Annotated in this window: 19 protein-coding genes and 2 pseudogenes; 12 read left to right on the top strand and 9 right to left on the bottom strand. The window is 73.2% G+C overall.

Annotated features, from left to right (window positions below; all coding sequences use genetic code 11):
• Both ACGRHY_RS24480 and ACGRHY_RS24475 read right to left on the bottom strand, forming a co-directional pair.
• Positions 1–1,017, bottom strand: coding sequence for a carbohydrate ABC transporter permease (locus tag ACGRHY_RS24480; protein WP_394637468.1), 1,017 nt, complete (start codon positions 1,015–1,017; stop codon positions 1–3).
• 119 nt (positions 1,018–1,136) lie between these two features.
• Entirely contained in the window at positions 1,137–2,435 is a 1,299-nt protein-coding gene (locus ACGRHY_RS24475) for an extracellular solute-binding protein (protein ID WP_394637467.1), read from the bottom strand.
• 283 nt (positions 2,436–2,718) lie between these two features.
• Here ACGRHY_RS24475 and ACGRHY_RS24470 point away from each other — a divergent pair, with 283 nt between their 5' ends.
• The gene (locus ACGRHY_RS24470) at positions 2,719–3,735 is read left to right on the top strand and encodes a LacI family DNA-binding transcriptional regulator (RefSeq protein ID WP_394637466.1); all 1,017 of its coding nucleotides are present in this window, start codon (positions 2,719–2,721) and stop codon (positions 3,733–3,735) included.
• A gap of 218 nt (positions 3,736–3,953) precedes the next feature.
• Positions 3,954–4,769, top strand: coding sequence for an SAM-dependent methyltransferase (locus tag ACGRHY_RS24465; RefSeq protein ID WP_394637465.1), 816 nt, complete (start codon positions 3,954–3,956; stop codon positions 4,767–4,769).
• An 88-nt stretch (positions 4,770–4,857) separates the two neighbouring features.
• Here the strand turns inward: ACGRHY_RS24465 and ACGRHY_RS24460 are convergent, their stop codons facing one another.
• On the bottom strand, positions 4,858–5,763 hold the full coding sequence (locus ACGRHY_RS24460; RefSeq protein ID WP_394637464.1) for a Sco1979 family transcriptional regulator: 906 nt from the start codon (positions 5,761–5,763) through the stop codon (positions 4,858–4,860).
• 135 nt (positions 5,764–5,898) lie between these two features.
• Complete coding sequence (locus ACGRHY_RS24455) at positions 5,899–6,132, bottom strand: DUF397 domain-containing protein (protein ID WP_394637463.1); 234 nt, start codon at positions 6,130–6,132, stop codon at positions 5,899–5,901.
• A gap of 676 nt (positions 6,133–6,808) precedes the next feature.
• Here ACGRHY_RS24455 and ACGRHY_RS24450 point away from each other — a divergent pair.
• Both ACGRHY_RS24450 and ACGRHY_RS24445 read left to right on the top strand, forming a co-directional pair.
• Positions 6,809–8,512, top strand: coding sequence for an ATP-binding SpoIIE family protein phosphatase (locus tag ACGRHY_RS24450; RefSeq protein WP_394637462.1), 1,704 nt, complete (start codon positions 6,809–6,811; stop codon positions 8,510–8,512).
• 80 nt (positions 8,513–8,592) lie between these two features.
• Entirely contained in the window at positions 8,593–8,970 is a 378-nt protein-coding gene (locus ACGRHY_RS24445; RefSeq protein ID WP_394637461.1) for a hypothetical protein, read from the top strand.
• Between the two features lie 45 nt (positions 8,971–9,015).
• Here ACGRHY_RS24445 and ACGRHY_RS24440 read toward each other — a convergent pair whose 3' ends face one another.
• From ACGRHY_RS24440 to ACGRHY_RS24425, 4 genes and pseudogenes are all read right to left on the bottom strand, one after another.
• On the bottom strand, positions 9,016–10,104 hold the full coding sequence (locus ACGRHY_RS24440; RefSeq protein ID WP_394638186.1) for a polysaccharide deacetylase family protein: 1,089 nt from the start codon (positions 10,102–10,104) through the stop codon (positions 9,016–9,018).
• A 390-nt stretch (positions 10,105–10,494) separates the two neighbouring features.
• Positions 10,495–10,728, bottom strand: a pseudogene (locus ACGRHY_RS24435) (cholesterol oxidase); the annotation flags it as partial.
• A gap of 12 nt (positions 10,729–10,740) precedes the next feature.
• Positions 10,741–12,580: pseudogene (locus ACGRHY_RS24430) on the bottom strand (AMP-dependent synthetase/ligase); the annotation flags it as partial.
• A 1-nt stretch (position 12,581) separates the two neighbouring features.
• On the bottom strand, positions 12,582–13,898 hold the full coding sequence (locus ACGRHY_RS24425) for an acetyl-CoA C-acetyltransferase (protein WP_394637460.1): 1,317 nt from the start codon (positions 13,896–13,898) through the stop codon (positions 12,582–12,584).
• A gap of 56 nt (positions 13,899–13,954) precedes the next feature.
• Here ACGRHY_RS24425 and ACGRHY_RS24420 point away from each other — a divergent pair, with 56 nt between their 5' ends.
• The gene (locus tag ACGRHY_RS24420) at positions 13,955–15,349 is read left to right on the top strand and encodes a 3-oxoacyl-ACP reductase (RefSeq protein ID WP_394637459.1); all 1,395 of its coding nucleotides are present in this window, start codon (positions 13,955–13,957) and stop codon (positions 15,347–15,349) included.
• A 4-nt stretch (positions 15,350–15,353) separates the two neighbouring features.
• Positions 15,354–16,361 (top strand): MaoC family dehydratase, encoded by a 1,008-nt coding sequence (locus ACGRHY_RS24415; RefSeq protein ID WP_491630967.1) that lies wholly within the window; start codon positions 15,354–15,356, stop codon positions 16,359–16,361.
• Here the strand turns inward: ACGRHY_RS24415 and ACGRHY_RS24410 are convergent.
• The gene (locus ACGRHY_RS24410; protein ID WP_394637458.1) at positions 16,347–17,051 is read right to left on the bottom strand and encodes a TetR/AcrR family transcriptional regulator; all 705 of its coding nucleotides are present in this window, start codon (positions 17,049–17,051) and stop codon (positions 16,347–16,349) included. The two genes, ACGRHY_RS24415 and ACGRHY_RS24410, sit on opposite strands and share 15 nt — an antisense overlap.
• An 80-nt stretch (positions 17,052–17,131) precedes the next feature.
• On the opposite strand from ACGRHY_RS24410, the gene ACGRHY_RS24405 reads away from it, so the two are divergent.
• The 6 genes from ACGRHY_RS24405 to ACGRHY_RS24380 all read left to right on the top strand — a co-directional run bounded on the left by ACGRHY_RS24405 (position 17,132) and on the right by ACGRHY_RS24380 (position 25,298).
• Complete coding sequence (locus tag ACGRHY_RS24405) at positions 17,132–17,602, top strand: SCP2 sterol-binding domain-containing protein (RefSeq protein ID WP_394637457.1); 471 nt, start codon at positions 17,132–17,134, stop codon at positions 17,600–17,602.
• Positions 17,603–17,618: 16 nt separating this feature from the next.
• Entirely contained in the window at positions 17,619–18,833 is a 1,215-nt protein-coding gene (locus ACGRHY_RS24400) for an acyl-CoA dehydrogenase family protein (RefSeq protein WP_394637456.1), read from the top strand.
• A gap of 378 nt (positions 18,834–19,211) precedes the next feature.
• Complete coding sequence (locus tag ACGRHY_RS24395; protein WP_394637455.1) at positions 19,212–20,498, top strand: MFS transporter; 1,287 nt, start codon at positions 19,212–19,214, stop codon at positions 20,496–20,498.
• Positions 20,495–22,396: an alpha/beta hydrolase family protein gene (locus ACGRHY_RS24390; RefSeq protein ID WP_394637454.1), complete on the top strand. Its 1,902-nt coding sequence runs from the start codon at positions 20,495–20,497 to the stop codon at positions 22,394–22,396. The genes ACGRHY_RS24395 and ACGRHY_RS24390 overlap by 4 nt, the downstream gene beginning before the upstream one ends.
• 220 nt (positions 22,397–22,616) lie before the next feature.
• Positions 22,617–24,542 carry a RiPP maturation radical SAM C-methyltransferase gene (locus ACGRHY_RS24385; RefSeq protein WP_394637453.1) on the top strand — a complete coding sequence of 642 codons (1,926 nt, stop codon included), beginning with the start codon at positions 22,617–22,619 and terminating at the stop codon, positions 24,540–24,542.
• Positions 24,543–24,614: 72 nt separating this feature from the next.
• Complete coding sequence (locus tag ACGRHY_RS24380; RefSeq protein ID WP_394637452.1) at positions 24,615–25,298, top strand: DUF5825 family protein; 684 nt, start codon at positions 24,615–24,617, stop codon at positions 25,296–25,298.
• Positions 25,299–25,388: the final 90 nt, after the last annotated feature.

Raw genomic sequence — 25,388 nt, 5'->3', positions numbered from 1 at the left:
TCAGGATGTGCGGGACTTGACGCGCTTGACGACGCGCTGCAGGACGAAGGCGAGGACGAGCAGGAGGAACATCGCCCAGGCGACCGTGGCGGCCCGCCCCATCTCGTAGTTCTTCCAGCCCTCCTCGTACAGCAGCAGGCCGAGCGTCTGGTACTGGTTGTCCGCTCCGCCGCTGACGCCGTTCGGCCCCTGTCCGAAGATCAGCGGCTCGCCGAAGAGCTGGGTGGCCCCGATGGTGGACAGCACGATGGTGAAGACGATCGTGGAACGGATGCCGGGGATGGTGACCTTGGTGAACTGCTGCCAGCGCGAGGCGCCGTCGATGGCCGCCGCCTCGTACCGCTCCTGTGGGATGGCCTGCATCGCGGCCAGGTACAGCAGGGCGTTGTAGCCGGTCCAGCGCCAGATGACGATGGAGGAGATCGCGAACTGGGCCGGCCATCTGCTGTTCTCCCAGTCGACGTTGTCGACCCCGAACAGGCTCAGGAACCAGTTGATCATTCCGAAGTCGCGCTCGAAGAGCATGGTGAACACCAGCGCGGCGGCGCCGATCGAGGTCGCGTAGGGCGTCAGGGCCGCGACCCGGAAGAACGCCGAGCCCTTCAGCCTGTAGTTCAGCAGGTGCGCCAGGCCGAGGGCCATCAGCAGTTGCGGAACGGTGGAGATCACGCCGATGGTGAAAGTGTTCGCCAGCGCGTTCCAGAAGCGGTCGTCCCGCCAGAGCTGCGAGTAGTTCCCGAAGCCCTCCCACTCCATGATGTCCATGGTCGCCAGCTCCACGTCGTGGAGGGAGATCCAGGCCGTGTAGAGCAGCGGATAGAGGCTGAAGGCGCCGAAGACGACGAAGAAGGGGGCGACGAACGCGTAGGGGGCCGCCTTGATGTCGAAGCGGTGCGGAAGGGTGCCCCGCGACCGCCGGGGACGCGCCCCGCCTGGGCCGTCGGGGCTCTCCTTCGTGGGGCCGGCCGGTCCGCTCTGCGGCCCGCCGAGGCCGGATGCCGGGGTGGAGGTGGCCACGGAGGGCTTCCTTCCTGGGGAGTGCGTGGTGGGAGACGGTGAGGACGGTGGGGGCGGAGCCCCCGGCGGCCGCGCGGGGAGGCGGTGGCCGCCGGGGATCCCGGTGAGGGGAGGCCGGGTCAGTCGACGGCCTTCCTGATGCGCTCATCGGTGGTCTCCCACGCCTCGGCCGGGCTCTTGCCCTGCTCGACGAGCTGGAGGCCCTGGGAGAAGGTGTCCTTGATGGTGCCGTCCTTGGGGCCGAGCACCTGCTCGTCGGGGATGTCCTGGGCCGCGGCGCCGAAGACCTCACCGATCGGTGCGCCGCTGAAGTACTCGGACTTCGCCCCGGTCACCGCCGGGGACTCCAGGGCCTTCGCGGAGGACGGGAAGTTGCCGATCTCCTCGAAGATGTGCTCCTGCCGCTCCGGCGCGGTCAGCCAGGCCACCAGCTTCATGGCCTCATCCTTCACCGGGCTGTCCTCCATGACCCCGAGGAAGGAGCCGCCCCAGTTGGCGCCCTCGGGCGCCTTGGCGACGTCCCACTTGCCCTTGTTGGCCTCGCCGGCCTTCTCGCTGATGTGGGCGAGCATCCACGCCGGGCAGACGGCGGTGGCGAAGCTGCTGTTGGCCAGGCCCGGGTCCCAGCCGGGCTGGAACTGGCGGAGTTTGGCCGTCAGGCCGTCCCCGGCCGCTCCGGTGGCCAGCTCCCAGGCGTCCTTGATGACCGGGTTCTCCCGGTGGATCAGTTCCCCGTTCCTGTCGTAGAACTGCTCGGAGCTGCCGTAGATCATGGCGTTGAACAGGCCGCTGGCGCTGTCCATGTAGGCGGCGTCGCCCTTGAAGCCGTCCTTGAAGTCCTTGCCGACCTCGACGTACTTCGCCCAGTCGCCGTCCCAGAGCGCGGCGACCTCCTCGCGGTCGGTGGGCAGGCCCGCCTTCTCGAACATGTCCTTGCGGTAGCAGACCGCCATCGGGCCGATGTCCGTGCCCAGGCCGATCACCCTGCCGTCGCCGGTGGTGACCTGGCTCTGCTTCCAGGGCAGGAAGTGGTCGGTGTCCGGGACACCGGAGAGGTCGGCGAACTTGTCGGCCCGGGTGTCGGCCAGCTCCTTGGCGCGGCCGACCTCTATGCCCTGGATGTCCTTGAGGCCGCTGCCGGCGGCCAGTCGGGTCTGCAGCGCCGTGTAGTACGTCTGCTCGTCACCGGCGATCTCGGCCTTGACGACGACGTCCGGGTTCTCCTCCATGTACTTCTCGAGGAGGCCGGTCTCCTCGATGCCCATGACGCCGAACAGCCCCATGGTGATGACGGTCTCGCCGTCCTCGGTCTTTCCGCCGCCGCTGTCGCCGCCCGAGCAGCCCGCCACGAGCGTGAGGGCGGCGGCCGACGCGACGGCCACGACTCTTGTACCGAACAGCTTGCGGGCACTGCCCATGGCGTCCTCCTTGCGGGCGGCGACGGGATCACCGCGGTGCGGCCCCGCCGGGCCGCACGGGTCCGACGGGTGGAATCGTTCCCACTCGAAAGTGGGAACGTTCCCATCAGGTTGTGGAAGACTGTCCGCAGGAACGGTCGCTGTCAAGGACGGGAGTCGGATCCGTTACCCGCCGAGGCTCCCGCGAGCACCGACGCCACACCGGTCGCCGCACGGCCGTCTGGCACAATGCGCTGGTGAGCGCCGTGCGCGGCGCGACGGAAGCAGAGGAGGCGGGGACGCCATGGGGGCCACTCGGCGGCCGACCATCAAGACCGTGGCCGCCCGGGCCGGAGTGGGGCGCACCACCGTCTCCCGGGTCCTCAACGGCTCGGCCCTGGTCAGCGACGAGGCCAGACAGGCGGTGCAGACGGCGATCGCCGAGCTGGGCTACGTGCCCAACTCCGTGGCGCGGTCGCTGGTGACCAGCAGGACCGACTCCATCGCCCTGGTCATACCCGAATCGGAGAGCCGGCTGGGGTCGGAGCCCTACTTCTCCGCCGTGATCCGCGGGGTGAGCAACGGCCTGGCCGGCACCCAGATCCAGCTGCTGCTCACCCTGGTCCGCGACCAGCGGGAGATGGACCAGCTCACCCGCTTCCTCACCGCGCGCCGGGTGGACGGCGTGCTGCTGGTCTCGGTCCACCGCGACGACCCGCTGCCCGGCCTGCTGGAGAAGCTCGGGCTGCCGACCGTCCTGGCCGGGCGCCGCTCCCCGGCCGAGCCGCTGAACCATGTCCACTCGGACAACGTCGGAGGCGCGCACGGCGCGGTGCGCCACCTGATCGAGCGCGGGCGGGGCGAGATCGCGACCATCACCGGCCCGCTGGACATGGACGTGGCCGACAGCCGCCTGCGGGGCTGGCGGGACGCGCTGGACGGGGCCGGGCGGGAGGCCGGCGGGGAACTGGTCGCCCCCGCCGACTTCACCGAGGAGGGCGGACGCCTCGCCATGCGCGAACTGCTGGAGCGCCGCCCCCGGCTGGACGCGGTCTTCGCCGCCTCGGACGTGATGGCGGCGGGCGCCCTGGCCGAACTGCGCCGCCGGGGACGGCGGGTGCCGGACGACGTGGCGGTGGTGGGCTTCGACGACTCGATCGTCGCCCGGCACACCGACCCGCCGCTGACCACCGTGCGGCAGCCCGTCGAGGAGATCGGACGGACGATCACCGAACTGCTGCTGCGGGAGATCGGCGAACCCGGCGGCATGCGGCGGCACATGGTGCTCCCCACCTCGCTCGTCGTCCGCGACTCCACCTGACGCCGTCCGCTCGCGGCTCCGTACGCTTCTGCCGAACCGGCTTGTGAGCAAAGAGCGTTGAGCCCGGCCGGGCCACCGGGGCGCACCGCGGGAAGCGGCCGGCCGGTGTTCGCCTTTCCGCAGCGAGGAGGGGTCCCGCCTGGCAGCATGGATCCCCACTCGGCGGGTGCCGCCCCGTTCTCGACACATCTCCCAGGCGGAAGGTTGTGAAGGCCCGGATGAACCAGTCCAGGGAACCCCTCACCAGTAAGATCGACGTCACAGTCCCCACGGCCGCGCGCATGTACGACTACTACCTGGGCGGCAAGAACAACTACGCCGTCGACCGGGAGGCGGCCGAGAAGCTCCTGGATGTCGTTCCCAGCACCCAGGCGCTGGCGCTCAACAACCGCCGCTTCCTGCAGCGCGCGGTGCGCGTCCTGGCCCGGGAGTACGGGATCCGGCAGTTCATAGACCACGGCTCCGGCCTGCCCACCCAGGACAACGTCCACCAGATCGCGCAGCGGGTGGACCCCGAAGCGCGCGTGGTCTACGTGGACAACGACCCGATCGTGCTGGCCCACGGCCGCGCGCTGCTGGCGGAGAACGAGAACACCACCGTCATCCAGGCGGACATGTGCGACACCGACGGCATCCTCGACCACCCGGACACCGCCCGGCTGATCGACTTCGGCCGGCCCGTCGCCGCCCTGTTCAACTCCGTCTTCCACTGCGTCCCCGACTCCGCCGATCCGGCAGGCGTGGTCAAGCGCGTGGCCGGCCGGCTGGCACCGGGGAGCTTCTTCGTGATCTGCCAACTGGTCAGCGAGGACGCGGAGACGCGCAGGTCCGTGACCGAGTTCATGGACAGGAGCACCGGCGGCAACTGGGGCAGGGTCAGGGAGCCGCACGAGGTCGAGCGGTTCTTCGAGGGGCTGGAGATCCTCGAGCCCGGCCTGGTGGAGGTCTCCACCTGGCGGCCGGACTCGGACGTGGGGCCCAGGCAGCGCACCTGGGAGTGGAAGGAGTTCGGAGGCGTCGCCCGCATGCCCTGAGGCCCGCCGCCGGACCGTGTGCGGGGCTGCCCCTCCCCGAGGGAGGGGCAGCCCCGCACACGTGAACGGGTCGTTCCCGACCCCGTGTTCAGCCGAGCCTCTCCAGCAGCCCTTCCAGGAAACCCACGCTGTTCACGGGGGTCTCGGCGACCGCGCACAGCCGGTCCATGATGGACAGGTAGTAATCGACGTCCTCCTCCTTGTCCAGGTAGAGGGCGCTGGTCAGCTGCTCCAGGTAGACGACGTCGGGCAGGTCCGGCTCGGGGAAGCGCAGTATCGTCACCGGGCCGCCCACCGCGGCCAGGCCGCCGGTCTCGAACGGCGCGACCTGCAGCGTGACGTTCGGCCGCCGCGCCGCCTCGATCAGGTGGCGGAGCTGACCGCGCATCACCTCGGTGTCGCCGAGCGGGCGCCGCAGGGCGGCCTCGTCCAGGACCGCCCACAGGCGCGGGGCGTCCGGCCGGGTGAGCAGCGCCTGCCGTTCCATGCGCAGCCGGACCCGCCGGTCGTTCTCCTGGACGGAGGCGTGGGGGTGGCACAGGCGGGTCACCGCGTGTGCGTACTCCTCCGTCTGCAGCAGGCCCGGGATGAACTGCACCTCGTAGGTGCGGATGACCTCGGCGGCCTCCTCCAGACCGAGGTGCCGCTCGAACCACTCGGGGAGGACGTCGCTGTAGCGGTGCCACCACCCGCGGGTGTTCGTCTGGCGGGTCAGGGCGAGGAAGTCCGCCCGCTCGCCCTCGTCCAGCACACCGTAGAGCGTGAGCAGGTCCGCGACATCGCGCTCCTTGCACGCGCCCTGGCCCCGCTCCAGGCGGCTGACCTTGGCGGTGGAGCCGCGGATCGCCTTGGCCGCCTCCTCCAGGTCGATGCCGCGTTCCTTGCGCAGCCGGCGAAGCTGGGAGCCGACCACCAGGCGCAGCACCGTCGGGCTGCCCTTGGGATGTCCGATATAGCGCTTTATCGACAAGGAGCGGCTCGGTTCGGCGGCCATGAGTGCTCTCCTGAGTGAAGGGACAGACACCCAGTGTGCCACCGGCGCCACCGCGTCGTACAGCGGTGCCCCCGGTCGGCCGCCGGTTCGGCCGACCCCGCGGAAGCCCTCCCTCCGGCCCCGCCCGGCCTCGGCTCAGCCGACCATGTCGTCGAACTCGCCGTCCTTGGCGCCCCGGAGGAAGGCCGTCATCTCCTCACGGGTGTAGACGAGGGCGGGGCCGTCGGGGTGACGGGAGTTGCGCACGGCCACCGCGCCGTCCGGCAGCGGGGCGAGTTCGACGCAGTTGCCCATGCTGCTGCGGCGGCTCTTGCGCCACACCGCGCCCTCGAGATCCCCGGCCGGCATGCCGTTGACGGTCTGCTGCACTGTCGCCCCTCACCGGCCGCGGCCTTCCCCTCGGACCGGGCCTCGGCCATGACGTTCCGTTGTTCCGCGTATCGGCGTCGACGTTTCTGCAATTACATCTGCAAGCGCAGATGTAATTGCAGCAATGTGCGACAGTCGAGGATGGTAGCGCCGCGGGCGGTTCCCGTGCCAGGTTCTCCGGCAGACTCCGGAAAACCGGGCGACGGCCGCCCGGCCGACGGCCCGCTGCGCACGGTCGCCCTTCCGGCGAAATGGGAGCGCTCCCAGCAGGAACACCAAGCCGCCGTGCCGACGGCGCGTCAAGAACCGGCTCCCGGGGACCGCTCCTCCCCGCCCCGGGAGCACCCCGGGGACGGCTGCCCTACCCTCGGAAGACAGGGCGGCGGTGCTCGCCGCGGAAGGGTCCGGAACTCCCGGAAAGCAGTTCACGGCCGTCTGCCGTGTGCGATGATCGGCACCCGTCAACGGTCGCCGAAGCCCCGGGGTGGGCCGACGGAAGCGGAGCAGGTGCCTCCGTTCGGCTCAGCGCTCCTCTTCCCGACAAGCCGCCGCCCACGGCCTGGAAGACCCTTGAGGCACCAGTGGCGGGGTGCGAGTGGGGAGAGTCGTGACAGCGAACGGCAGCGGTGGCCACCGGCGGCATCGGCCCGTGCGGAGCGGCCGGACGCCCGTGCGCATGCGCCGCGCGACCGCCGCCCTGGCCCGCCCTCGTGCCTCCCGCAGCCGCCTGGCGTGGCTGAACCAGGCGAGCACCGTGATCGGCACGACGCTCGACCTGGAGCGGACCGCACAGGAACTGGCCGACTTCGCCGTACCGCGACTGGCCGACGGGGCGGCCGTCGACCTGCTGGAGTCGGTGCTGCGCGGCGGGGGCGGCGAGCGGTGGACGGGAGCGGAGCCGCCGGTTACCCGGGCCGTCGCGGTGTCCTCGATCGTCGAGATGGAGGAACTGGAACCGGACGAGCCCGGCGAGCTCTCCGTCCACCCCCAGACGCTGCTCTCGGTCCACTGCCTGCGGGCCCAGGAGCCGGTCCTGCTGAGCCGGATGAGGCGCGACGACCACGTGCGGGTGGCCCCGACGCCCAGCGCGGCGGCCAAGCTGCGCCAGGCGGGGGTGCACAGCTACATGGCCGTGCCGCTGACCGCCCGCGGTGTGCTGCTCGGGGTCGCCGACTTCATCCGCGGCCCCGGCAGCCCCCCGTTCACCCGCGCCGACGTCGAGCTGGCGACGGAGCTGGCCTCCAAGGCGGCGGTCTTCATCGACAACGCCCGCCTCTACGGGCGCGAGCGCGAGCACGTCCTCTCCCTCCAGCGCAGCCTGCTGCCCCGCGCCACCCCGAACACACCGGGCCTGGAGGTCCTCACCCACTACACACCGAGCCTGGATCCCAGCGGGGTCGGCGGCGACTGGTTCGACGTGGTCGCCCTGCCCGGCGGCCGGACGGCCCTGGTGGTGGGGGACGTCATGGGCCACGGGGTGCCCGCGGCGGCCACGATGGGGCGGCTGCGCACGGTCGGCCGCACGCTGCTGGCGCTGGACACCGCCCCCGACCGCGTACTGGCCCGGCTGGACCTGGCCGCCCGCGACCTGGAGGACGACCAGGTCGCCACATGTCTGTGCGCCGTCTACGACCCGGCCACCGCGAACTGCACCATCGCCGGCGCGGGGCACATGCCGCCGCTGCTGGTGGACGCCGACGGCACCGTCTCACGGGTCGAGGTGCCCGCCGGGGCGCCGCTGGGCGCCGGGGTGATCCCCTACGACTCGGCCACCGTGCGGGTGCCCGCCGGAAGCCGCCTGGTGCTGTACACCGACGGCCTGGTCAAGACGCGCCGGGGGGACATCGACGTACAGCTTCGGCGGCTGGCGAAGACCGCTCCGGAGCTGGTGGACCGGCTGCTGGAGCACCGGGATCCGGACGGGATCGCGCCGGGGAGCGGGGAGCGCCTGGACGAGTCCGTCCTGCTGGTGGCCGCCGGCGGGAAGCTGCCGCCGGGCACCGACCTGTGCGTGTGGCCGCTGCCGCCGGACGGCACCGCCGCGTCCGCGGCCCGCTCCCTGGTCACCGAACGGCTCGCCCTCTGGGGCCTGGAGGAGCTCTCCGACATCGCCGAGCTGGTCGTCAGCGAGCTGGTCGGCAACGCCCTGCGGTACGGCGGCGGGCCCGGGCAGCTTCGTCTGATGCGGCACGAGAGGCTGACGCTGGAGGTGTCCGACACCGGCCCCGACCTGCCCCAGATCCAGCACGCGGAGCTCAGCGACGAGGGCGGGCGCGGCCTGCAGCTGGTCAACATGCTCAGCCGCAACTGGGGTTCGTGCCGCACGCCCGGTGGGAAGGTCGTCTGGGCGGAGCAGGACATCCCCCGCACCGTCTCCTGAGACGCCCGTCCCGAGGGGCGGGGGCAGGCGGCGTGCGGGGCCGAAGAAGATCGGGAGCCGGCGTGGAGCGGGCGCGGTACGTGCGTTTCCAGAGTGCGGACCGGGGCGGACGGGATGTCCACCCCGGGGTTTTCGCACTGGTCAACAATCTGGCCCGGGCGGGCCGGCTGACCACCGGGCAGGAACTCTTCCGGCGGGTCAACAACGCCTGGTATGACGCCAACTTCACCAACCCCACCTCGGTGGACCCCACGGTCTACGACCCCGCGGTGAACCCGGGCGCGGTGGCGTGGTTCAAGTCCTCGGCCCGGCACCTGATCGAGCGCGTGGACGGCTATCTGGAGATCCTCGCCGCGCACGGTGTCGCCTACCGGTGCCTGCGGTCCTCGGACCCGGGGCGGATCGTCTACGAGGACGACGACCAGGTGATCGCCGTACCGCACCCCCGCTCGGGATAGCACACGGCCGGCCCGGGCGGCCCGGCGGTACGGCCGGTCAGTACGTCAGTACGGCCGTGCGGCCTCCTGGTGGTCGAAGGCGAGCCGGGGCGCCTGTTTCCGGGGGAAGCTGACCGTCTCCGGGTCGCCGTCGGAGGTGTACGGCTCGACCGTGCCGTCGCCCAGCTTGTCCAGCCAGGCCGAGGAACTGTACGCGCCCTCCTCGGTGTCGGTCTCCTGGGAGCGGATGCGCGGGATGGCACCGGGATCGAGGTCGGAGGAGTAGGGCGAGGGAGCGGGGCGGCCGCCGGCCAGGTAGACGCCCTGGTGGCGGTAGCGCACGCCGCCGTACTCGCCGGTGAGGGCGAGCTGCCGGTTGCGGGGCACGGAGCCGTAGGGAAGCGCCATCGACACCACCGGCGAGTCGGGCAGCGCCTTGTCGATCAGCCACTGGTTGGAGGCGATGTCCCACTGGACCATCGCGTCGTCGGCGTCCTCCAGAGCGCTGTGTTCCAGAGTGTGGTTGCCGACCTCGAACCCGTGGTCGTCCAGCCACTTCAGCGTCTTGCGGCCGCCGGGTTCGCCGAACGGGTCGGCGTTGACGAAGAAGGTCGCCACGGGCCGGAAGCCCGGGTGGTTCTCGGCCACCTCCAGGAGGATGTCCACCGCTGTGCCGGGGGCGGGGCGGCCGTCCTCGCCGAGCCGGAACTGGCTGGGGGTGGAGTCGTCGAAGGTGAGGACCACCGGGTGTGTTCCGGCGGGTATGTTCATGTCTCCTCCGGTGAACTCCCTTGCGGTGACCGGTACGTAGCCCTCCCGCGCCAGCCGCTCCAGCTCGGCGCGGAACTCCTGGGGGGTGCGGTCGTCGATGCTCTGTGGTTCGTCCGTGATCTGGTGGTACATGAGCACCGGTACGGCGCCCAGTTCGTTGGCCCGCACCGCCGCCGGGTCGGTTTCCCCGGAACCGCCCCGTGCCCCCTCGGATCTGCCCCGCTGCGGGTTCTGGTGGGAGTCCTGCTGTGCGTTCCCCGGCGCCTTCGGCGCCCGGTCGTCGGGTGTCGCGGGGGTCCGGGAGCCGGCCGTCGCGGAACAGCCGGCGAGGACTATGGCGATCGCGGCCAGCGCCGCGCGGTCACCTCGGATGATGTGGCGCATGGTGCCCTCCGGGTGTCGGGAAGGGTGACGTCCGGCGGGTCGCCGGGCCGTCTCCCCCAGGCTCCGGCAGCTCTGCCTTCTTCTCCTGTCACGCTCGGCCGATCGGCGGAGGGTGGGCCGTTCGGCCGTCACACGCGTGGGGCCCTGCCCGTGCGGCCGGTCCCGGCCGCACGGGCAGGGCCAGGACCGCGTGGGCGTGCACGGGGCAGGCGGGGCCGCGGGGCGCCACCGGCCTCGCGCGTACGTGGTCGGCGCCCTGCTCGGGGCGCGGGTCGTCCTCGCCCCCGCCGGGCCACAGGGACATCGCCGCTCCGCCTGGGCGGTGTTGGTCGGCGACGGGTTGACGCCGAGGTTGGCGGGAGACGGCCGAACCGTCCACGGCCGAGATGGATGGATGCGCCGGATGCCGTACAGGCCCGGCGCCGGGGCCCACGGGTAGTTCCCCGGCTCCCAGGAGTTCCTCGGCAGCGTCCGGCGGGTGAAACGCCGCCCCGCCTCCAGCACCCCGGCCCGGTAGCCCTTCTCCGTCAGCCGCGGCGCGGACACCGGACCGCCGGAACCGGAACCGACCACGATCACGCCGCAGTCGTACGCGCGGCCGGTTCCGCGGTGGTGGTCGCTCATGGCGGTGCCCCCTCACTTCCGGTAGAGGGCGTCGATCCGGTCCGCGTGGACGGCGGCCACGACATGGCGCTTGACCTTCAGCGACGGGGTCAGCAGGCCGTTGTCCTCGGTGAACTCCCCGTCGATCAGGGCGAAGCGGCGGATCGACTCCGCCCGGGAGACCGCCTCGTTGGCGTAGTCCACGGCGCGCTGGACGTCGGCGAGGAGTTCGGGGTCCTTGTCCAGCTCGGCGAAGGGGGTGTCGAGGGGGCGCCCGCGCACCGACAGCCAGTGCTCCAGGGCGTCGGGTTCGAGGGTGATGAGCGCCGCCGCATAGGGCCGGTTGTCGCCGACGACCATGCACTGACCGATCGGCGGCCGGCTGCGCAGCCGGTCCTCCAGCACGGCCGGGGAGACGTTCTTGCCGCCGGAGGTGACGATGATGTCCTTCTTGCGGCCGGTGATGGTGAGGTAGCCCTCCTCGTCCAGAAAGCCGATGTCTCCGGTGGTGAACCAGCCGTCCCGCAGGGCCTGCGCGGTGGCCTGCGGGTTGTTCCGGTAGGAGTCGAAGACGACGCCGCCCCTGATCAGCACCTCGCCGTCGTCGGCGATGCGCACGGCGGTGCCGGGGATGGGCTGCCCCACCTTTCCCGGGCGCGGGTCCAGGGGCGGGACGAGGGTGGCGGCGGCGGTGGTCTCGGTGAGGCCGTAGCCCTCGTAGACGATGATGCCGCAGGCGGCGAGGAAGAGGTTGAGGCGGCGGTCCAGGGGGGGGGGAGCCGCCGCTGATGGCGTAGTGGAGCCTGCCGCCGAGCTCCTTGCGGACGCGCCGGTAGACCAGCAGGTCGTACAGGCCCCGGGCGAGGGAGAGTCCGGGACGGGGGCCGGTGCCGGTCCCGGTGCCGCGGAAGGTGTCCATGAAGGCCTCGCCGTAGCGCACTGCGATGCGGTCGGCCCGTTCGAAGGAGGAGCCGCGGCCGATCTTCTCCGCCGTGGCGCGTCCGGTGTCGTGGATCTTCTCGAAGAGGTAGGGCACGCCGACGAGGAAGGTGGGGCGGAACCGCTTGAGTTCGGGCCGCAGTTCGTCGGGCTTGATGCTGGGCCAGTGGCCGAGTTCGATGCACGCCTGGAGACAGGCGATCTGGATGGTGCGGCCCAGGATGTGGGCCAGCGGCAGGAACAGCAGGGTGGAGGCCTTCTTGCCGGTGGCCGCCTCGAAGACCGGGTGCAGCAGCCGCACGGTGCTGTAAGCCTCGGCCTGGAGGTTGCCGTGGGTCAGCACGCAGCCCTTGGGGCGGCCGGTGGTGCCGGAGGTGTAGCAGACGGTGGCGACGGTGTCGGAGGTCAGGCCGGCACGGCGCTCGGTCACCTTCTCGTCGCCCACCTCCCTTCCCAGGTCGGACAGTTGGGCGACGGCCCCGGCGTCGATCCGCCAGGTGCGCGGCGGTTCGGGGACGGAGACCGCGACGGCCGCGGCGGTGACGGCGTTCTCCTCGGTCTCCACGACCAGGAAGCGGGCGCCGGAGTCGCGCAGGATCCACTCGGTCCGGTCGGCCGAGGAGGTGGGGTAGACCGGTACGGTCTGCCCGCCGGCCGCCCAGACCGCGAAGTCGAACAGTTCCCACTCGTAGCGGGTGCGGGACATCAGCGCGACCCGGTCACCGGCCCGGAGCCCGGCTGCGATCAGCCCCTTGGCGACCGCGTTCACCTCGCGTGCGAAGGCCGCCGCGGTGACCGGGGTCCACCGGCCGGCCTCCCGGCGGCGCAGCACCACCGCGTCGGGGCCTTGTTCGGCGGTGGTGAAGGGGATGTCGGCGGTGGTGCCGGGGGGAGAGGCGGGCCCGTACGGACGGTGGCTCGTACGGGCCCGGCGGTCAGCGCTCCAGGAGTGCGGTCACGCCCTGTCCGCCCGCGGCGCAGATCGATATCAGGCCGCGTACGGCCGGCTCCCCGTCGGCCGCGGGCCCGCCGCGTTCGGCGGCCTTCTCGTGGAGCAGCTTGGCGAGGGTGCCCACTATCCGGCCGCCGGTGGCTGCGAAGGGGTGTCCGGCCGCGAGGGAGGACCCGGCGACGTTGAGCCGGTCGCGGTCGACGGTGCCCAACGGGCCGGGCAGGCCCAGACGACGGGCGCAGAACTCCTCGTCCTCCCAGGCGGCGAGGGTGGCCAGGACCTGGGAGGCGAACGCCTCGTGGATCTCGTACAGGTCGAGGTCGCCCAGTTTCGGTCCGGCGTCCCGGAGCAGCTTCGGTACGGCGTACACCGGTGCCATGAGCAGCCCGTCGGGGCCGTCGACGAAGTCGACGGCGGCGGCGCGGGAGTGGGTGAGGTAGGCCAGTACCGGCAGGCCGCGCTCCGCGGCCCACTCCTCGCCGGCCAGCAGCACGGTGGAGGCGCCGTCGGACAGCGGGGTGGAGTTGCCGGCGGTCATGGTGGCCCTCTCGCCCTCGCCGAACACCGGCCTGAGGCGGGCGAGTTTCCCCGGCGTGCTGTCCGGGCGCAGGTTCTGGTCGCGCTCCAGGCCCCGGAAGGGGGTGACCAGGTCGTCCAGGAAGCCGCGCTCGTAGGCTGCGGCCAGGCGCCGGTGGCTGGTGGCGGCCAGGGCGTCCTGGTCGGCGCGGGCGATGCCCCACTCGGCGGCGGTACGGGCGGCGTGCTCGCCCATCGACAGGCCGGTGCGCGGCTCGGCGTTGCGGGGGACGTCGGGGACGGCGTGCCCGGGGCGCAACCCGGCCAGGGCGCCCAGGCGCCGGGGCAGGGAGCGGGCCCGGCGGGCCTTGAGCAGCAGTTTCCGCAGGTCGTCGTTGACGCCCAGCGGTGCGTCGCTGGCGGTGTCCACGCCGCCGGCGACGCCGCACTCGGTCTGCCCCAGGGCGATCTTGTTCGCGACGAGGATGACGGTCTCCAGACCCGTTCCACAGGCCTGCTGGACGTCGTACGCGGGGGTGCGGTGGTCCAGCGCGCTGCCGAGCACCACCTCCCGGGCGAGGTTGAAGTCCCGGCTGTGCTTGAGGACCGCTCCCGCGGCGAACTCCCCCAGCACTTCGCCGCGCAGGCCGTGGCGCTCGATCAGGCCGGCCAGCGCGGCGGAGAGCATCTCCCGGTTGGAGGCGGTGGCGTAGGGCCCGTCAGCCCGGGCGAAGGGGATGCGGTTGCTGCCGACGATCGCGACGCGGCGGACGGCCGTTGCCATGGCCACCACTCCTTGTGGTAGGAAACCCTTCTACTTACTTCGGAGTAAACTTACTCATGCGTAAGGAGAAATCAACGGTGGATCGCTACCAGAAGCTGACGGCCTCCGGACCCGGGGCGCTCCTCGCCCGGCGCCTGGGGCTGCCGCGCCCGGAGATCCTGGAGCGCCACCGCCCGGGCCGCCCCGTCCTGTCCGGCCCGGTGGTCGTGGACGGCGCCGGGGGCGGCCGGCTGACCGGGCCGCTGCGCGAGCTGGTGGCCGCGCTGCCGGGCGCGGCGAGCGGCTCCCCCGCCCCCTCCCGTTCCTCCGGTCCGCAGGAGGCCCCCGCCGCACTGGTCTTCGACGCCACCGGCATCGCCGACAGCGGCGGGCTGCGCGCCCTGCACGACTTCTTCCATCCGCGGATCCGCTCGCTGGCCCCCTGCGGCCGGGTCGTGGTCCTGGGCACCCCGCCCGAGGCGGCCGGCGGGGTGCGGCAGGCCGTCGCCCAGCGGGCGCTGGAGGGCTTCGTACGCTCGGTCGGCAAGGAGTTGCGGCGCGGGGCGACCGCGCATCTGCTGCTCGTCGCGCCCGGAGCGGAGGACGCGGTGGAGTCCACACTGCGCTTCGCGCTCTCGGCCCGCTCCGCCTACGTCTCCGGCCAGGTGGTCCGGATCGGGGAACCGGTCGCGGGGACCACCGCACCGGCCGACTGGGAGCGCCCGCTGGACGGGAGGACGGCCGTGGTCACCGGAGCGGCACGCGGCATCGGCGCGGTGGTGGCCGAGACCCTGGCCCGGGACGGGGCGACCGTGGTCTGCCTGGACGTGCCCGGCCAGGGCCGGGAGCTGCGCGAGCTGGCCGGGTGGATCGGCGGGGACGCGCTGGAGCTGGACATCACCGCCGACGATGCCGCAGGCGCCCTTGCGGAGCACCTGAGCGACCGCCACGGCGGCGTGGACGTCGTGGTGCACAACGCGGGCATCACCCGCGACAAGACCCTGGGCCGGATGGACGCCGCGAAGTGGGACTCGGTGATCGCGGTCAACCTCACCGCGGTGGAACGCCTGACCGAACGTCTGCTGGAGGCCCGGGGCTCCGGGGAGCCGGCGCTGCGCGAGGGCGGCCGGATCGTGTGCACCTCCTCCATCAGCGGCATCGCGGGCAACGTCGGGCAGACCAACTACGCGGCGAGCAAGGCCGGTCTGATCGGGCTGGTCCAGGCCCTGGCACCGGTCACGGCCGGGCGCGGCGTCACCGTCAACGCGGTGGCCCCGGGCTTCATCGAGACGAGGATGACGGCGGCGGTGCCCTTGTTCGTGAGGGAGGCGGGCCGCCGTATGAACAGCGTGAAGCAGGGCGGGCGGCCCGTCGACGTGGCCGAGGCCGTCGCCTATCTCGCCTCGCCCGGCAGCGGCGGGGTCAGCGGCCAGGTGCTGCGGGTGTGCGGCCAGTCCCTGCTGGGAGCGTGAGGGTGTGACAGACGTGGAGGGCGTGGAGGACATGGAGGGCACAGAGGGCCCGGACAGCACGGGGGGCGCCGGCCGCGGGGGGCCTGAGACGCTGGAGATGTCGTCCGCGCCGGACACGGCCGGGCTGTACGTCCGCGCGGTGCTGCCCAGGTCCGGCGGCATGCGGGGCGGTACGGTGCCGGCGCGGCGACTGGTGCTGCGCGATGCCGCGGCCGACCCGGGGCGGCTGCGCCGCTACGCCGGGGTCTGCGGCTTCGCCGACGCCTCCCGGCTGCCCATGACCTACCCGCACGTCGTCGCCTTCCCGCTGGCGATGTCGCTGATGACCCGGCGGGACTTCCCGCTGCCGCTGCTCGGGCTGGTCCACATCGCCAACCGGATCGACCGGCACAGGCCGATCGAGGCCGGGGAGCGGCTCACCTACCGGGTGTGGGCCGGGGACCTCCGGCCGCACCCGAAGGGCACCGCCTTCGATGTGACGGCCGAGGCCGACGACGGCGCCCGTACGGTGTGGCGGTCGGTCAGCACGTATCTGCGCCGGGAGCGCGCGGCGGCCGGTCCCGCGCCGGGTGCCGAAGCCCGCTCAGGCGGGGCCGCGTCCGACAGGACCGCGTCCGGCGCCGCCCTGCCCGACGGGGCGGGCGGCCCGGTGCTGGAGGAGCGCTGGGAGGTGACCGGCTCGGCGGGGCGCGCGTACGCCGCCGTCTCCGGTGACCGCAACCCGATCCATCTGCACCCGCTCAGCGCGCGGCTGTTCGGCTTCCCGCGCGCCATCGCGCACGGCATGTGGACCAAGGCCCGCTGTCTGGCGGCGCTGGAGGAGCGTGTGCCCGGCGCCTGCCGGGTGGACGTCTCCTTCCGGGCCCCGGTCCCGCTGCCCTCGGCGGTGCGCTTCCGTGCCACGGGGCCGGCCGCGTCGGCCGAAGCCGGCGCACTGTGGGACTTCGGGCTGCGCGGGGACGGCGACGCGGGGCGCGAGCACCTGCGCGGCGAGGTCTCACTCCTGGACTGAGTGCTCCGGGCCCGCCGGCGCCCCCGGTGCCCCGGGCCTCCCGGCGGAGCCCGCCGGAGGTGCCCAGACCTCCCCGGCCAGCACGTTGCGCATGCCCACCCACACGATGTTCATCAGACGCCGGGCGACCCGCTCGGGGGGCTCCCCGGGATGGCGCTCCATCCAGTCGGTGAGCGAGTCCGCCGCCCCCACCAGTGCGTGGGCCACGAAGTCGGCCTCCTCGTCGGCGACCGGGACCGGCCCGAGCGCCTCGCCGATCCCGTCCCGGACCAGGCCCGCGACCTCGGCCATGACCGCGCGGCGGGCCTGGGCGACCTCGGCGGTGATGGCCTCGCTGAGCTGCGACGCCTGGCGGTGGAGGACGACCCAGCTGTCACGGTGCTCGGCCACGAAGGCGAAGAACGCCGACAGCCCGGCCCACAGCCGCAGTTCCGGGGTGCGCACATCGCGCGCCGCGCCCTGGAAGGCCGCCACCAGCCGCTCGGCCTCGCGGCGCAGGCAGGCCAGGAACAGGCCCTCCTTGGAGTCGAGGTAGAGGTAGACCATCGGCTTGGAGATGCCCGCCAGCTCGGCGATCTCGTCCACCGAGGCGGGATGGTATCCGCGCCTTGCGAAGACCTGGACCGCCACGTCGATGATCTGCTGTTCCCGGACCCGCCGGGGCACCCGTCGCCTGCGTTCGCCGCTCACTCTTGCCAGCCTACCTACCACGTCGTAATCTTACTCACCAGTAAATTTACTCTTGGGTAAGAAGAGTGAAGGGGAACCACATGACCAACGGCGTCAGCCGGGAGCCGGCCGACCTCGCCGACCTCGACTTCACTGCCGTCTCCCCCGAGGAGTTCGCGCGGATCGTCAAGGGCCTGTCCAACAAGGAGATCGCCGAGATCATGCGCGGCGAACTGCGGATGCGCGTGCTCGGTGAGGTCTTCCGGCGCATGGAGCGGCAGTTCCGCCCCGAGCGGGCCGGATCGCTGGACGCCGTGATCCGCTGGAAGGTCACCGGGGAGACCGAGGTCGTCCGCGAGATCGCCGTCTCCGGCGGCTCCTGCACCGTCCGCGAGGGCCGCGGCGACACCGACCCGCACGTGACGCTGACCATGGGCGACGCCGAGTTCCTCAGACTCGTCTCCGGCAACGCCAGCCCCGTGACGATGTTCATGACGCGCAGGCTGAAGCTGGCCGGCGATGTAGGCCTGGCCTCCGGCCTGACCCGCTACTTCGACATCCCCAAGGCATGAGGGGCAAACCCGGATCATGAGCGGTTTCTGTCCCGACCTCACCGAGGAGCAGAACGACCTTCGCGAGTGGGTGCACGGCTTCGCCGCCGACGTCGTGCGCCCGGCCGCCGCCGAGTGGGACGAGCGGGAGGAGACCCCCTGGCCCGTCATCCAGGAGGCGGCGAAGATCGGCCTGTACGGCTTCGAGTCCCTGGCCGACATGTACGGCGACCCCTCGGGCCTGTCCCTCCAGATCGCCAACGAGGAGCTGTTCTGGGGCGACGCCGGCATCGGCATGGCCCTGTTCGGCACCTCGCTCGCGGTGGCGGGCGTCTTCTCCGCCGGCACCCCCGACCAGCTCGCCGAGTGGGTTCCGCAGTGCTTCGGCGACGAGAGCGCCCCCGAGGTGGCGGCCTTCTGCGTCTCCGAGCCCGAGGCCGGCTCCGACGTCTCGGCCATGCGCACCCGCGCCCGGTACGACGAGGCGAGGGACGAGTGGGTGATCAGCGGCCAGAAGGCGTGGATCACCAACGGCGGCATCGCGAACGTGCACGTGGTGGTGGCCTCGGTCGAGCCGGAGCTCGGCGCACGCGGCCAGGCCGCGTTCATCGTCCCGCCCGGCACACCCGGCCTGGAGGCCGGACGCAAGATCAGGAAACTGGGGCTGCGGGCGTCGCACACCGCCGACGTCTTCCTGGACGAGGTGCGGGTGCCGGGCCACTGCCTGCTGGGCGGCGGGGAGAGGCTGGAGACGCGCCTGGCCCGCGCCAGGGAGGGCGGTCGGGCCAGGGGGCAGGCCGCCATGGCGACCTTCGAGGTCAGCCGGCCCACCGTGGGCGCGCAGGCGCTCGGCATCGCGCGCGCCGCCTACGAGTACGCCCTGCGGTACGCGGGCGACCGGGTCGCCTTCGGCCGTCCCATCGTCGAGAACCAGGCCGTCGCCTTCGCCCTGGCCGATCTGCGGACCGAGATCGAGGCCGTCCGCCTGCTGATCTGGCAGGCGGCCTGGATGGCGCGCAACGGCCGCGCCTTCGACGCGGCCCAGGGCTCGATGTCCAAACTACGCGCCGGCGAACTGGCCGTCGCCGCCACCGAGAAGGCCGTCCAGGTCCTCGGCGGCGCCGGGTACAGCCGGGAGCATCCGGTGGAGCGGATGTACCGGGACGCCAAGATCTACACGATCTTCGAGGGCACCAGCGAGATCCAGCGCCTGGTGATCGCCCGCGCGGTCTCCGGCCGCCACATCCGCTGAACCCGGCTCCCGCCGCTCCCCGGCATCGTCCGTCCGCGTTCCCGGTCGCCCGGGGCGCGGACGGACGCGTTCCGTTCCGCGGTCCCAACTCGCCTTTCCCTCAAGCCTCTTGTGACCCGCGTCACCCCGTGACTAGACTCCCGCCCGCTGCGATTCGCACACGGTTTCTTCGCATGTCGACCATCGGATCCGGCCTTCACGGACATCGCGTGGAGGTCGAGTGGAAGGGCTGCGCGTGGAACAAGGTCCGGTATCGCGAGACACGGGCGCTTTACCCGCGTTGATCCGCCTGGGCGCACGTCCTTCCGCGCGGCTCTCCGCCCCGCGCGCCGCGACGTGCACCGCCCCGCTCCCCCCGCCGCGCCCCCGGTCCGGCCGATGAGGCGGGCCGCGGCCGGCGGGCACCGGCCCTCCGCTCCGGGCCGTGACGTACGGCTGCTGTGGTGGGCCAACAGCTCCGACGCCCTGGGCACCCAGGTCTCCGGCCTGGCCCTCCCCCTGCTCCTGCTGGGCCTGGGGTACTCCCCCGCGCTCGTCGGAGCGGTCGCGGGGGTCTCCACCGCGCTGGGGCTGCTGCTGGGCCCGTTCGCCGCCGTCCCCGCCGACCGGGGCGCCCGCCGCCGCGTGATGATCCTCTCCGCCGCGGTGTCAGCCGCCGCGCTGGGATCGCTCGCAGCGGCCCTGGCGCTGGGCCCGCTCCATCCGGCGCACCTGTTCGCCGCGGTCCTCGTCGAACGCGTCGCGACCTCCTGCCAGGAGGCGGCGGCCCGCGGCACCGTGGCCCTGGTCTGCCCTCCGGACGACCATCCGGGAGTGGTCTCGCGGCTCCAGGCCGGCGAGCAGGGCGCCCTGGTGCTGGGGCCGCTGCTGGGCGGGCTGCTCTACCAGGCCGCCCGGTGGCTGCCGTTCCTGGCGGACGCCCTGTCCTACCTCGTCGCCGCGCTGTGCGTGCGCGGCATGCGCTCGGACCTCGCCCCGGCGGGGACGCAGGGGCGGGACACGCGTCCTTCGCGGGCCCGGTGGGCGGCCTTCGCCTCCGAGGCGGGAGCGGGTCTCGCCCTGGTCCTGCGCTCCCCCGTGCTGCGTCTGGTGCTGGTGTGGACCGCCGCCGCCGGCGGGCTGCTGGTCGCGCTCCACTACACCATCGTCTTCGCCCTCCAGGACGGCGGACGGGGCCCGGCCGCCGTGGGGCTGGTGTTCTCCGTCGCGGGCGCCGCCGGCCTCGCCGGGGCGCTGGCCGCGCCCTCCGTGGTCAGGCGGCTGACCGCGCCACGGACGCTGGTGGCGGTCTCATGGCTGGTGGTGGCGCCCGCCGCCGGACTGGCGGCGGGAAGCGGCCCCTGGTCGTACGGGCTGCTGTTCGGCGCGGTCTCCCTGCTGGTCCCGGCCGCCGTGGTGGTGCTCCAGACCCGCGTGCTGCGGGTGACGCCGCCCGCGCTGCAGGCCCGCACCGGAACGGCGCTGGCCACCGCGGCGGGGATCGCCGCGGCGGTGGCGCCCCTCGCCGCCGGGACGGCCGTGGCCCGGGTCGGGGCCGCGCCGACGATCGCGGGGTGTGCGGCGCTGCTGGCCCTGCTCGCCGCGGGCACCACGCTGGCGGTGGCCCGCGGCGCCCTGTCCGTGCCCTCCTCCGGGCCGGCCGTGACGGCGAAGGGAGCGCCATGAGCACGACCGCCGCCTCCGCACCGGACGCGGGCCGCCCCGCCTCCGGCTACCGCGTCTACCGGCCGGTGCTGCCGGAGGTCTGTCCGGGCGACCCGGCGCTGATGGTGCTCACCGGTGACGCCGGCGGCCGTTGCGAGGTCTTCGCCCTCGACGCCCGTACCGGCCGCGCCCGGCAGGTCACCGACCGACCGCTCGGAACCCTGCACTGCGCCATCGACGCCGACGCCGCCGTCTGGTGGTTCGACGAGGACGAGAACGGCCGCGGCCGTTGGCTCCACCAGGACTTCCACGGCGGTCCCGTACGGCCCGGCCTGACCGGCCTGCCCGCCGCGACCCCGCGCGGGCTGGCCGTCGGCGCCGACGGGACGGTCGCCGTCGGACTCGGCGACGAAAACGGTCTGACGGTCCACCTCGGCCGGCGCGGCGGCACGGGCCGGCCGGCCGTGCGGGTGGAGGGGCACGCGGTCCTCTCCGGGCTCTCCCCGGACGGCCGACTGCTGGTCGTCACCCGGTCGGCCTCCTCGGAGCGGGCCGTCACCGTCCACACCGCCTCCGGCGAGACGGTGGCGGAGCTGTCCGGCCGGGGCGGCGGGCTGTGGGCGCTGGGTTTCGCCCCCGCCGCCCCCGCCGCTCCCGGCAGCAGCGGAGACGTCGAGGCGGAGCTGCTGCTGGTGCGGCAGGACGGCGACCGCTACGAGACCGCCACCTGGCGTGCCGGGGACGGGGTACGCCCGCACCGGTGGTGCGCCTTCGACACCGAGATCACCGCCCGCTGGTACCCCCGGGGGCGCCGCGTCCTGGTGCGCCAGGACCGCCGCGGCCGCAGCCTGCTGTTCACCGCCGACCTGGACCGGCGGACCCTGACCCCCGTGCCGGTGCCCCGCGGCAGCGTTCTGGACGCCGTGCCCCGGCCGGACGGGGACGTGCACTACCTGTGGACCGACACCGCCACCCCGCCGCACGCCCGTTCCGCCTCCGGCGCCCCGCCGCCGGCCGCGGACGCGCCCGCCGTCCGGGTGCCCGGGCGGCACACCGAACTGTGGACGCCCGGGCCGGACGGGGACGTGCACACCCTGCTCAGCCTCCCCGAGCGCCCCGCCGTCCGTCCGCCGCTGGTGATGCTCGTCCACGGCGGCCCCGCCGACCACGACCGGGACGCCTACGACCCGGTCGTGCACTCGCTGGTCGCCTCGGGCTTCGCCGCGGCCCGGGTCAACTACCGCGGCTCCACCGGCTACGGGCCCCGCTGGCGCGCGGCGTACGGCCAGGGGGTGGGCCTGACCCAGGTCGCCGACCTCGTCTCGGTCCGGGCCGACGTACTGGCGCGCGGGCTGGCCGATCCCGGCGCGGTGGGCCTGTGGGGCACCTCCTGGGGCGGCTACCTCGTCCTGCTGGCACTGGGCACCCGGCCCGGGCTGTGGCGCGCGGGGGTGGCCGTCAAACCGCTGGCCGACTGCGCCACCGCCCACCGCACCGGTACGCCGGCCCTGCGCGCCCTGGACGAGGCACTGTTCGGCGGCACCCCCGAGCAGGTGCCCGAACTCTACGCACGCAGCTCCCCCGTCCACTACGCGCACCGGGTGCGGGCGCCGCTGCTGATGGCCGCCGCGCTCCACGACGTCAAGTGCCCGCCCGAGCAGGTCCGCACGTACCTGGCCGCGCTGCGCGCCTCGGGAGTGCGCCACGAGGAGATGTGGCTGGACTCCGGACACGACGGCTACCTCGGCGGTGACCACGTCGCCGTGCTGCGCCGGGCCCTGGGCTTCCTGGACCGGGAGCTGCGCGGCGCCGGCCGGGCGACCGGCCGCGATCACGACTCCCCGCCCCGGCCGGGGCGGGGGCAGGACCGGCCGCCGGCAGCGGCGGCCGGGGACCGAGTGGACCACGAGAGGAGGTAGCCATGCAGAAGGACGTCATCAACAACGACCCGCTCGCGGGCGACGAGGAGAACCGCAAGCCCTCCGTCGGCATCACCGTCACCATCCCGTTCCGCAACGCGGAGGACACCGAGGAGGAGTGACTCCTCACCGCCCGGTCCGGCCTCACCGCCGGGCCGGGCGGCCACCGGCCCTCGCCGCCGCCCGCTTCTGGCCACATCTTCCGTACCGAGGAGCTGCCATGCGCGTCCTGCTGGTCAACATGCCCTGGTCACCGATCGATCTGCCGTCCCTGGCGCTCGGCATCCTCAAGCGCAGCGTGGACGAGCGGGTTCCCGGCGGCCGGGCCGAGGTGCTGCACGCCAACCTGGAGTTCACCGACTGGATCACCCGCCGCATGGAGTTCACCGGGGACGACTACGAGTACTACGCCCTGTCCTCCTACTTCATGGGGTGCGGCGACTGGGTCTTCTCCTCCGCCCTCTACGACGATCCCGAGTGGCGGACCGAGGAGTTCACCTCCGTGATGAGCGGGAAGCTGCGGTCCTCCCGTCTGCGGCTGACACGGGAGCTGCACCGGATCGCTCCGGAGTTCGTCCGGGAGACCGCCGAGCGAATCGTGGCGTACGGCCCGGACGTGGTCGGCTTCACCTCCACCTTCCAGCAGAACACCGCCGCGCTGGCCGCCGCCCGGCAGGTCAAACTGCTGGCCCCGCACATCGTGACCGTCATGGGAGGCGCCAACTGCGACGCCGAGCAGGGCGCCGCCGTCCACCGCAACTTCCCCTTCGTGGACCACGTGGTGCGCGGTGAGGGCGAGGTGGCCTTCCCCCGGCTTCTGACCGCGCTGGCCGAGGGGTCGGACCCGTCGGACATACCGGGACTGTGCCACCGGGGGGCGGACGGATCCAGCACCGCCAGTCCGATGAGCACCTCGCCGATGCCCCCGTCCGCCATTCTGCCGCCCGACTACACCGGCTACTTCGAGCGGCTGGCCGCCTCCGTGGCCCGCAACTGGGTGGAGCCCAAGCTCGTCGTCGAGGGGGCCCGCGGCTGCTGGTGGGGCGAGAAGCACCACTGCACCTTCTGCGGGCTCAACGGCTCGTTCATGCAGTTCCGCAGCAAGAGCCCGGAGGTCTTCCACGACGAGATCATGGAGCTGGCCCGCCGGCACCGGGTGCTGGACATGTACGTCGTCGACAACATCCTCGACATGGGCTATCTCAACACGGTGCTGCCCCGCGTCATCGACAGCGGGTACGACCTGCGGCTGCACATCGAGATCAAGGCGAACATGCGCCGCTCCCAGCTGCGCACCCTCGCGGACGCGGGTCTGATCTACGTCCAGCCGGGCATCGAGAGTCTCAACAGCCGTGTGCTGGGGCTGATGGACAAGGGGGTCAGCGGCTGCCAGAACGTCCGGATGCTGCGGGACGGCGCCGAGACCGGCCTGTCGGTCTCCTGGAACTACCTCCACGGCTTCCCCGGCGAGACGGCCGCCGACTACGAGGGGGTCATCGCCCAGATACCGGCGCTGGAACACCTGAACCCGCCGGTCGATCTGTCCGCCCGCATCGCCATCGAGCGTTTCAGCCCGTACTTCACCCGCCCCGAGCTCGGCTTCTCCGGACTGCGCGCCGAGGAGCACTACCGCTTCACCTACGACCTGCCCGAGGAGGAGCTTTACGACCTGGCCTACGTGTTCGAGGCCCCGGCACGCGGCATCGGCGAGGAGACCGTGAAGTCGCTCAACGAGGCGCTGGCCGCCTGGAAGAAGGCCCATACCGACAGCAGGCTCACCCACGCCGACCTGGGCGACCGGATCGTGCTGGTCAGCCGCCGGAGGCTGTTCGACTGGGGCGCGCTGGAACTGAACGATCCGCTGGAGGTCGCCGCCTTCCGCCTGCTGGACCAGCCGCACACCCCCGCGGCCCTCACCCGGAAACTCACCGCCCGGCTGCCGTACGCCGTGGAGGGGGACGCCGTGGGGGAACTGCTGGAGCGCTGGCTGGGGCTCGGTCTGGTCTTCGCCGAGGGCGGCCAGTACGTGCACGTGGCCCCCGCGGCGGTCAACGAGGACCTGCTGCGGCTGGACTTCATGCGCCATCTGCACGCCGCGCCGCGGGAGGGCGGCTCCGTACCGGCGCGGCCGACGGCCGGTGTCTGACGGTCCCACAGGCCGCCGGAGACCGCAGACCACCGGCCACCGGCCGGGCAGACCGACGAGGGAGAGGACACGTTGAGTACGACGATCACGGAACACACCGGCGGCCCGGCGCCGCTGACAGTCACCGCCTGGCGCGACTACGACCCGCAGGCGTGCGCGCTGCCCGGCATGCGCCTGGGCGATGTGCGGATCGAGGGCCCGGTCGCGGCCGCGGTGGACCGGCTGTGGGAGTCGGGCGCCCGCCGGGTGCGCCTGCCTCGCACGGTGGACCTCGCCGCCGCCGGCGATCCCGGTGCCGCTGCCCGTGCCGTCCGCGACCTGTGCCTGGTGCGCGACCTCACCGCACGCGCGGTGTTCGTCGAGTGGCGGCTGCGGCTGGCCCCGGAGCCCTCCGGCGACTGGGAGGTCCTGGGGCACCTCCAGCCGCCCGGTGAGCTGGAGGGGCCGAAGGACGCGGCCGACGCGCTGGCCCGGTGGCGCGAGGGGCACTACCTGTGCAAGTGCCTGTGGCGGCAGGGTCCGGGTTTCGTGCAGATACGCGACCGCCGCTGGGGGGATCTGCGCCGCTTCACCGCCGACGGGCCCGAGTACCACGCGGCCATCACCGCGCTCGCCTACGGCGCCCGCGCCGGTGACGTGCCCGCGCCGGTCCTGGCGGAGTTCCGCGAGGAGCGCCTGGTGGCCGATGTGGGGCCCCTGGTGCTGTGGCTGCCCTACCGGGTGCGGCGGTGGATCCAGGAGGCCATGGCGATCTGACGGAGCTGCGGTGCTGCCTGACGCACCGGGGCCCGGCCCGGCCCCGGGCGGCCGTCGCCGCCGCGGCGGCGACGGGGTCGTCCGCCACGA

Source organism: Streptomyces shinuiensis (genome assembly GCF_043660855.1).
Lineage (GTDB): Bacteria > Actinomycetota > Actinomycetes > Streptomycetales > Streptomycetaceae > Streptomyces.
The sequence above is the reverse complement of the archived record's forward strand: the minus strand, read 5'-3'. Positions and strand labels throughout refer to the sequence as shown.

Coding starts and splice junctions, on each gene's coding strand:
- ACGRHY_RS24475 (WP_394637467.1), bottom strand. CDS start 2,435: ATGGGCAGTGCCCGCAAGCTGTTCGGTACAAGAGTCGTGGCCGTCGCG.
- ACGRHY_RS24470 (WP_394637466.1), top strand. CDS start 2,719: ATGGGGGCCACTCGGCGGCCGACCATCAAGACCGTGGCCGCCCGGGCC.
- ACGRHY_RS24465 (WP_394637465.1), top strand. CDS start 3,954: ATGAACCAGTCCAGGGAACCCCTCACCAGTAAGATCGACGTCACAGTC.
- ACGRHY_RS24460 (WP_394637464.1), bottom strand. CDS start 5,763: ATGGCCGCCGAACCGAGCCGCTCCTTGTCGATAAAGCGCTATATCGGA.
- ACGRHY_RS24450 (WP_394637462.1), top strand. CDS start 6,809: ATGCGCCGCGCGACCGCCGCCCTGGCCCGCCCTCGTGCCTCCCGCAGC.
- ACGRHY_RS24440 (WP_394638186.1), bottom strand. CDS start 10,104: ATGCGCCACATCATCCGAGGTGACCGCGCGGCGCTGGCCGCGATCGCC.
- ACGRHY_RS24425 (WP_394637460.1), bottom strand. CDS start 13,898: ATGGCAACGGCCGTCCGCCGCGTCGCGATCGTCGGCAGCAACCGCATC.
- ACGRHY_RS24420 (WP_394637459.1), top strand. CDS start 13,955: ATGCGTAAGGAGAAATCAACGGTGGATCGCTACCAGAAGCTGACGGCC.
- ACGRHY_RS24405 (WP_394637457.1), top strand. CDS start 17,132: ATGACCAACGGCGTCAGCCGGGAGCCGGCCGACCTCGCCGACCTCGAC.
- ACGRHY_RS24400 (WP_394637456.1), top strand. CDS start 17,619: ATGAGCGGTTTCTGTCCCGACCTCACCGAGGAGCAGAACGACCTTCGC.
- ACGRHY_RS24395 (WP_394637455.1), top strand. CDS start 19,212: ATGAGGCGGGCCGCGGCCGGCGGGCACCGGCCCTCCGCTCCGGGCCGT.
- ACGRHY_RS24390 (WP_394637454.1), top strand. CDS start 20,495: ATGAGCACGACCGCCGCCTCCGCACCGGACGCGGGCCGCCCCGCCTCC.
- ACGRHY_RS24385 (WP_394637453.1), top strand. CDS start 22,617: ATGCGCGTCCTGCTGGTCAACATGCCCTGGTCACCGATCGATCTGCCG.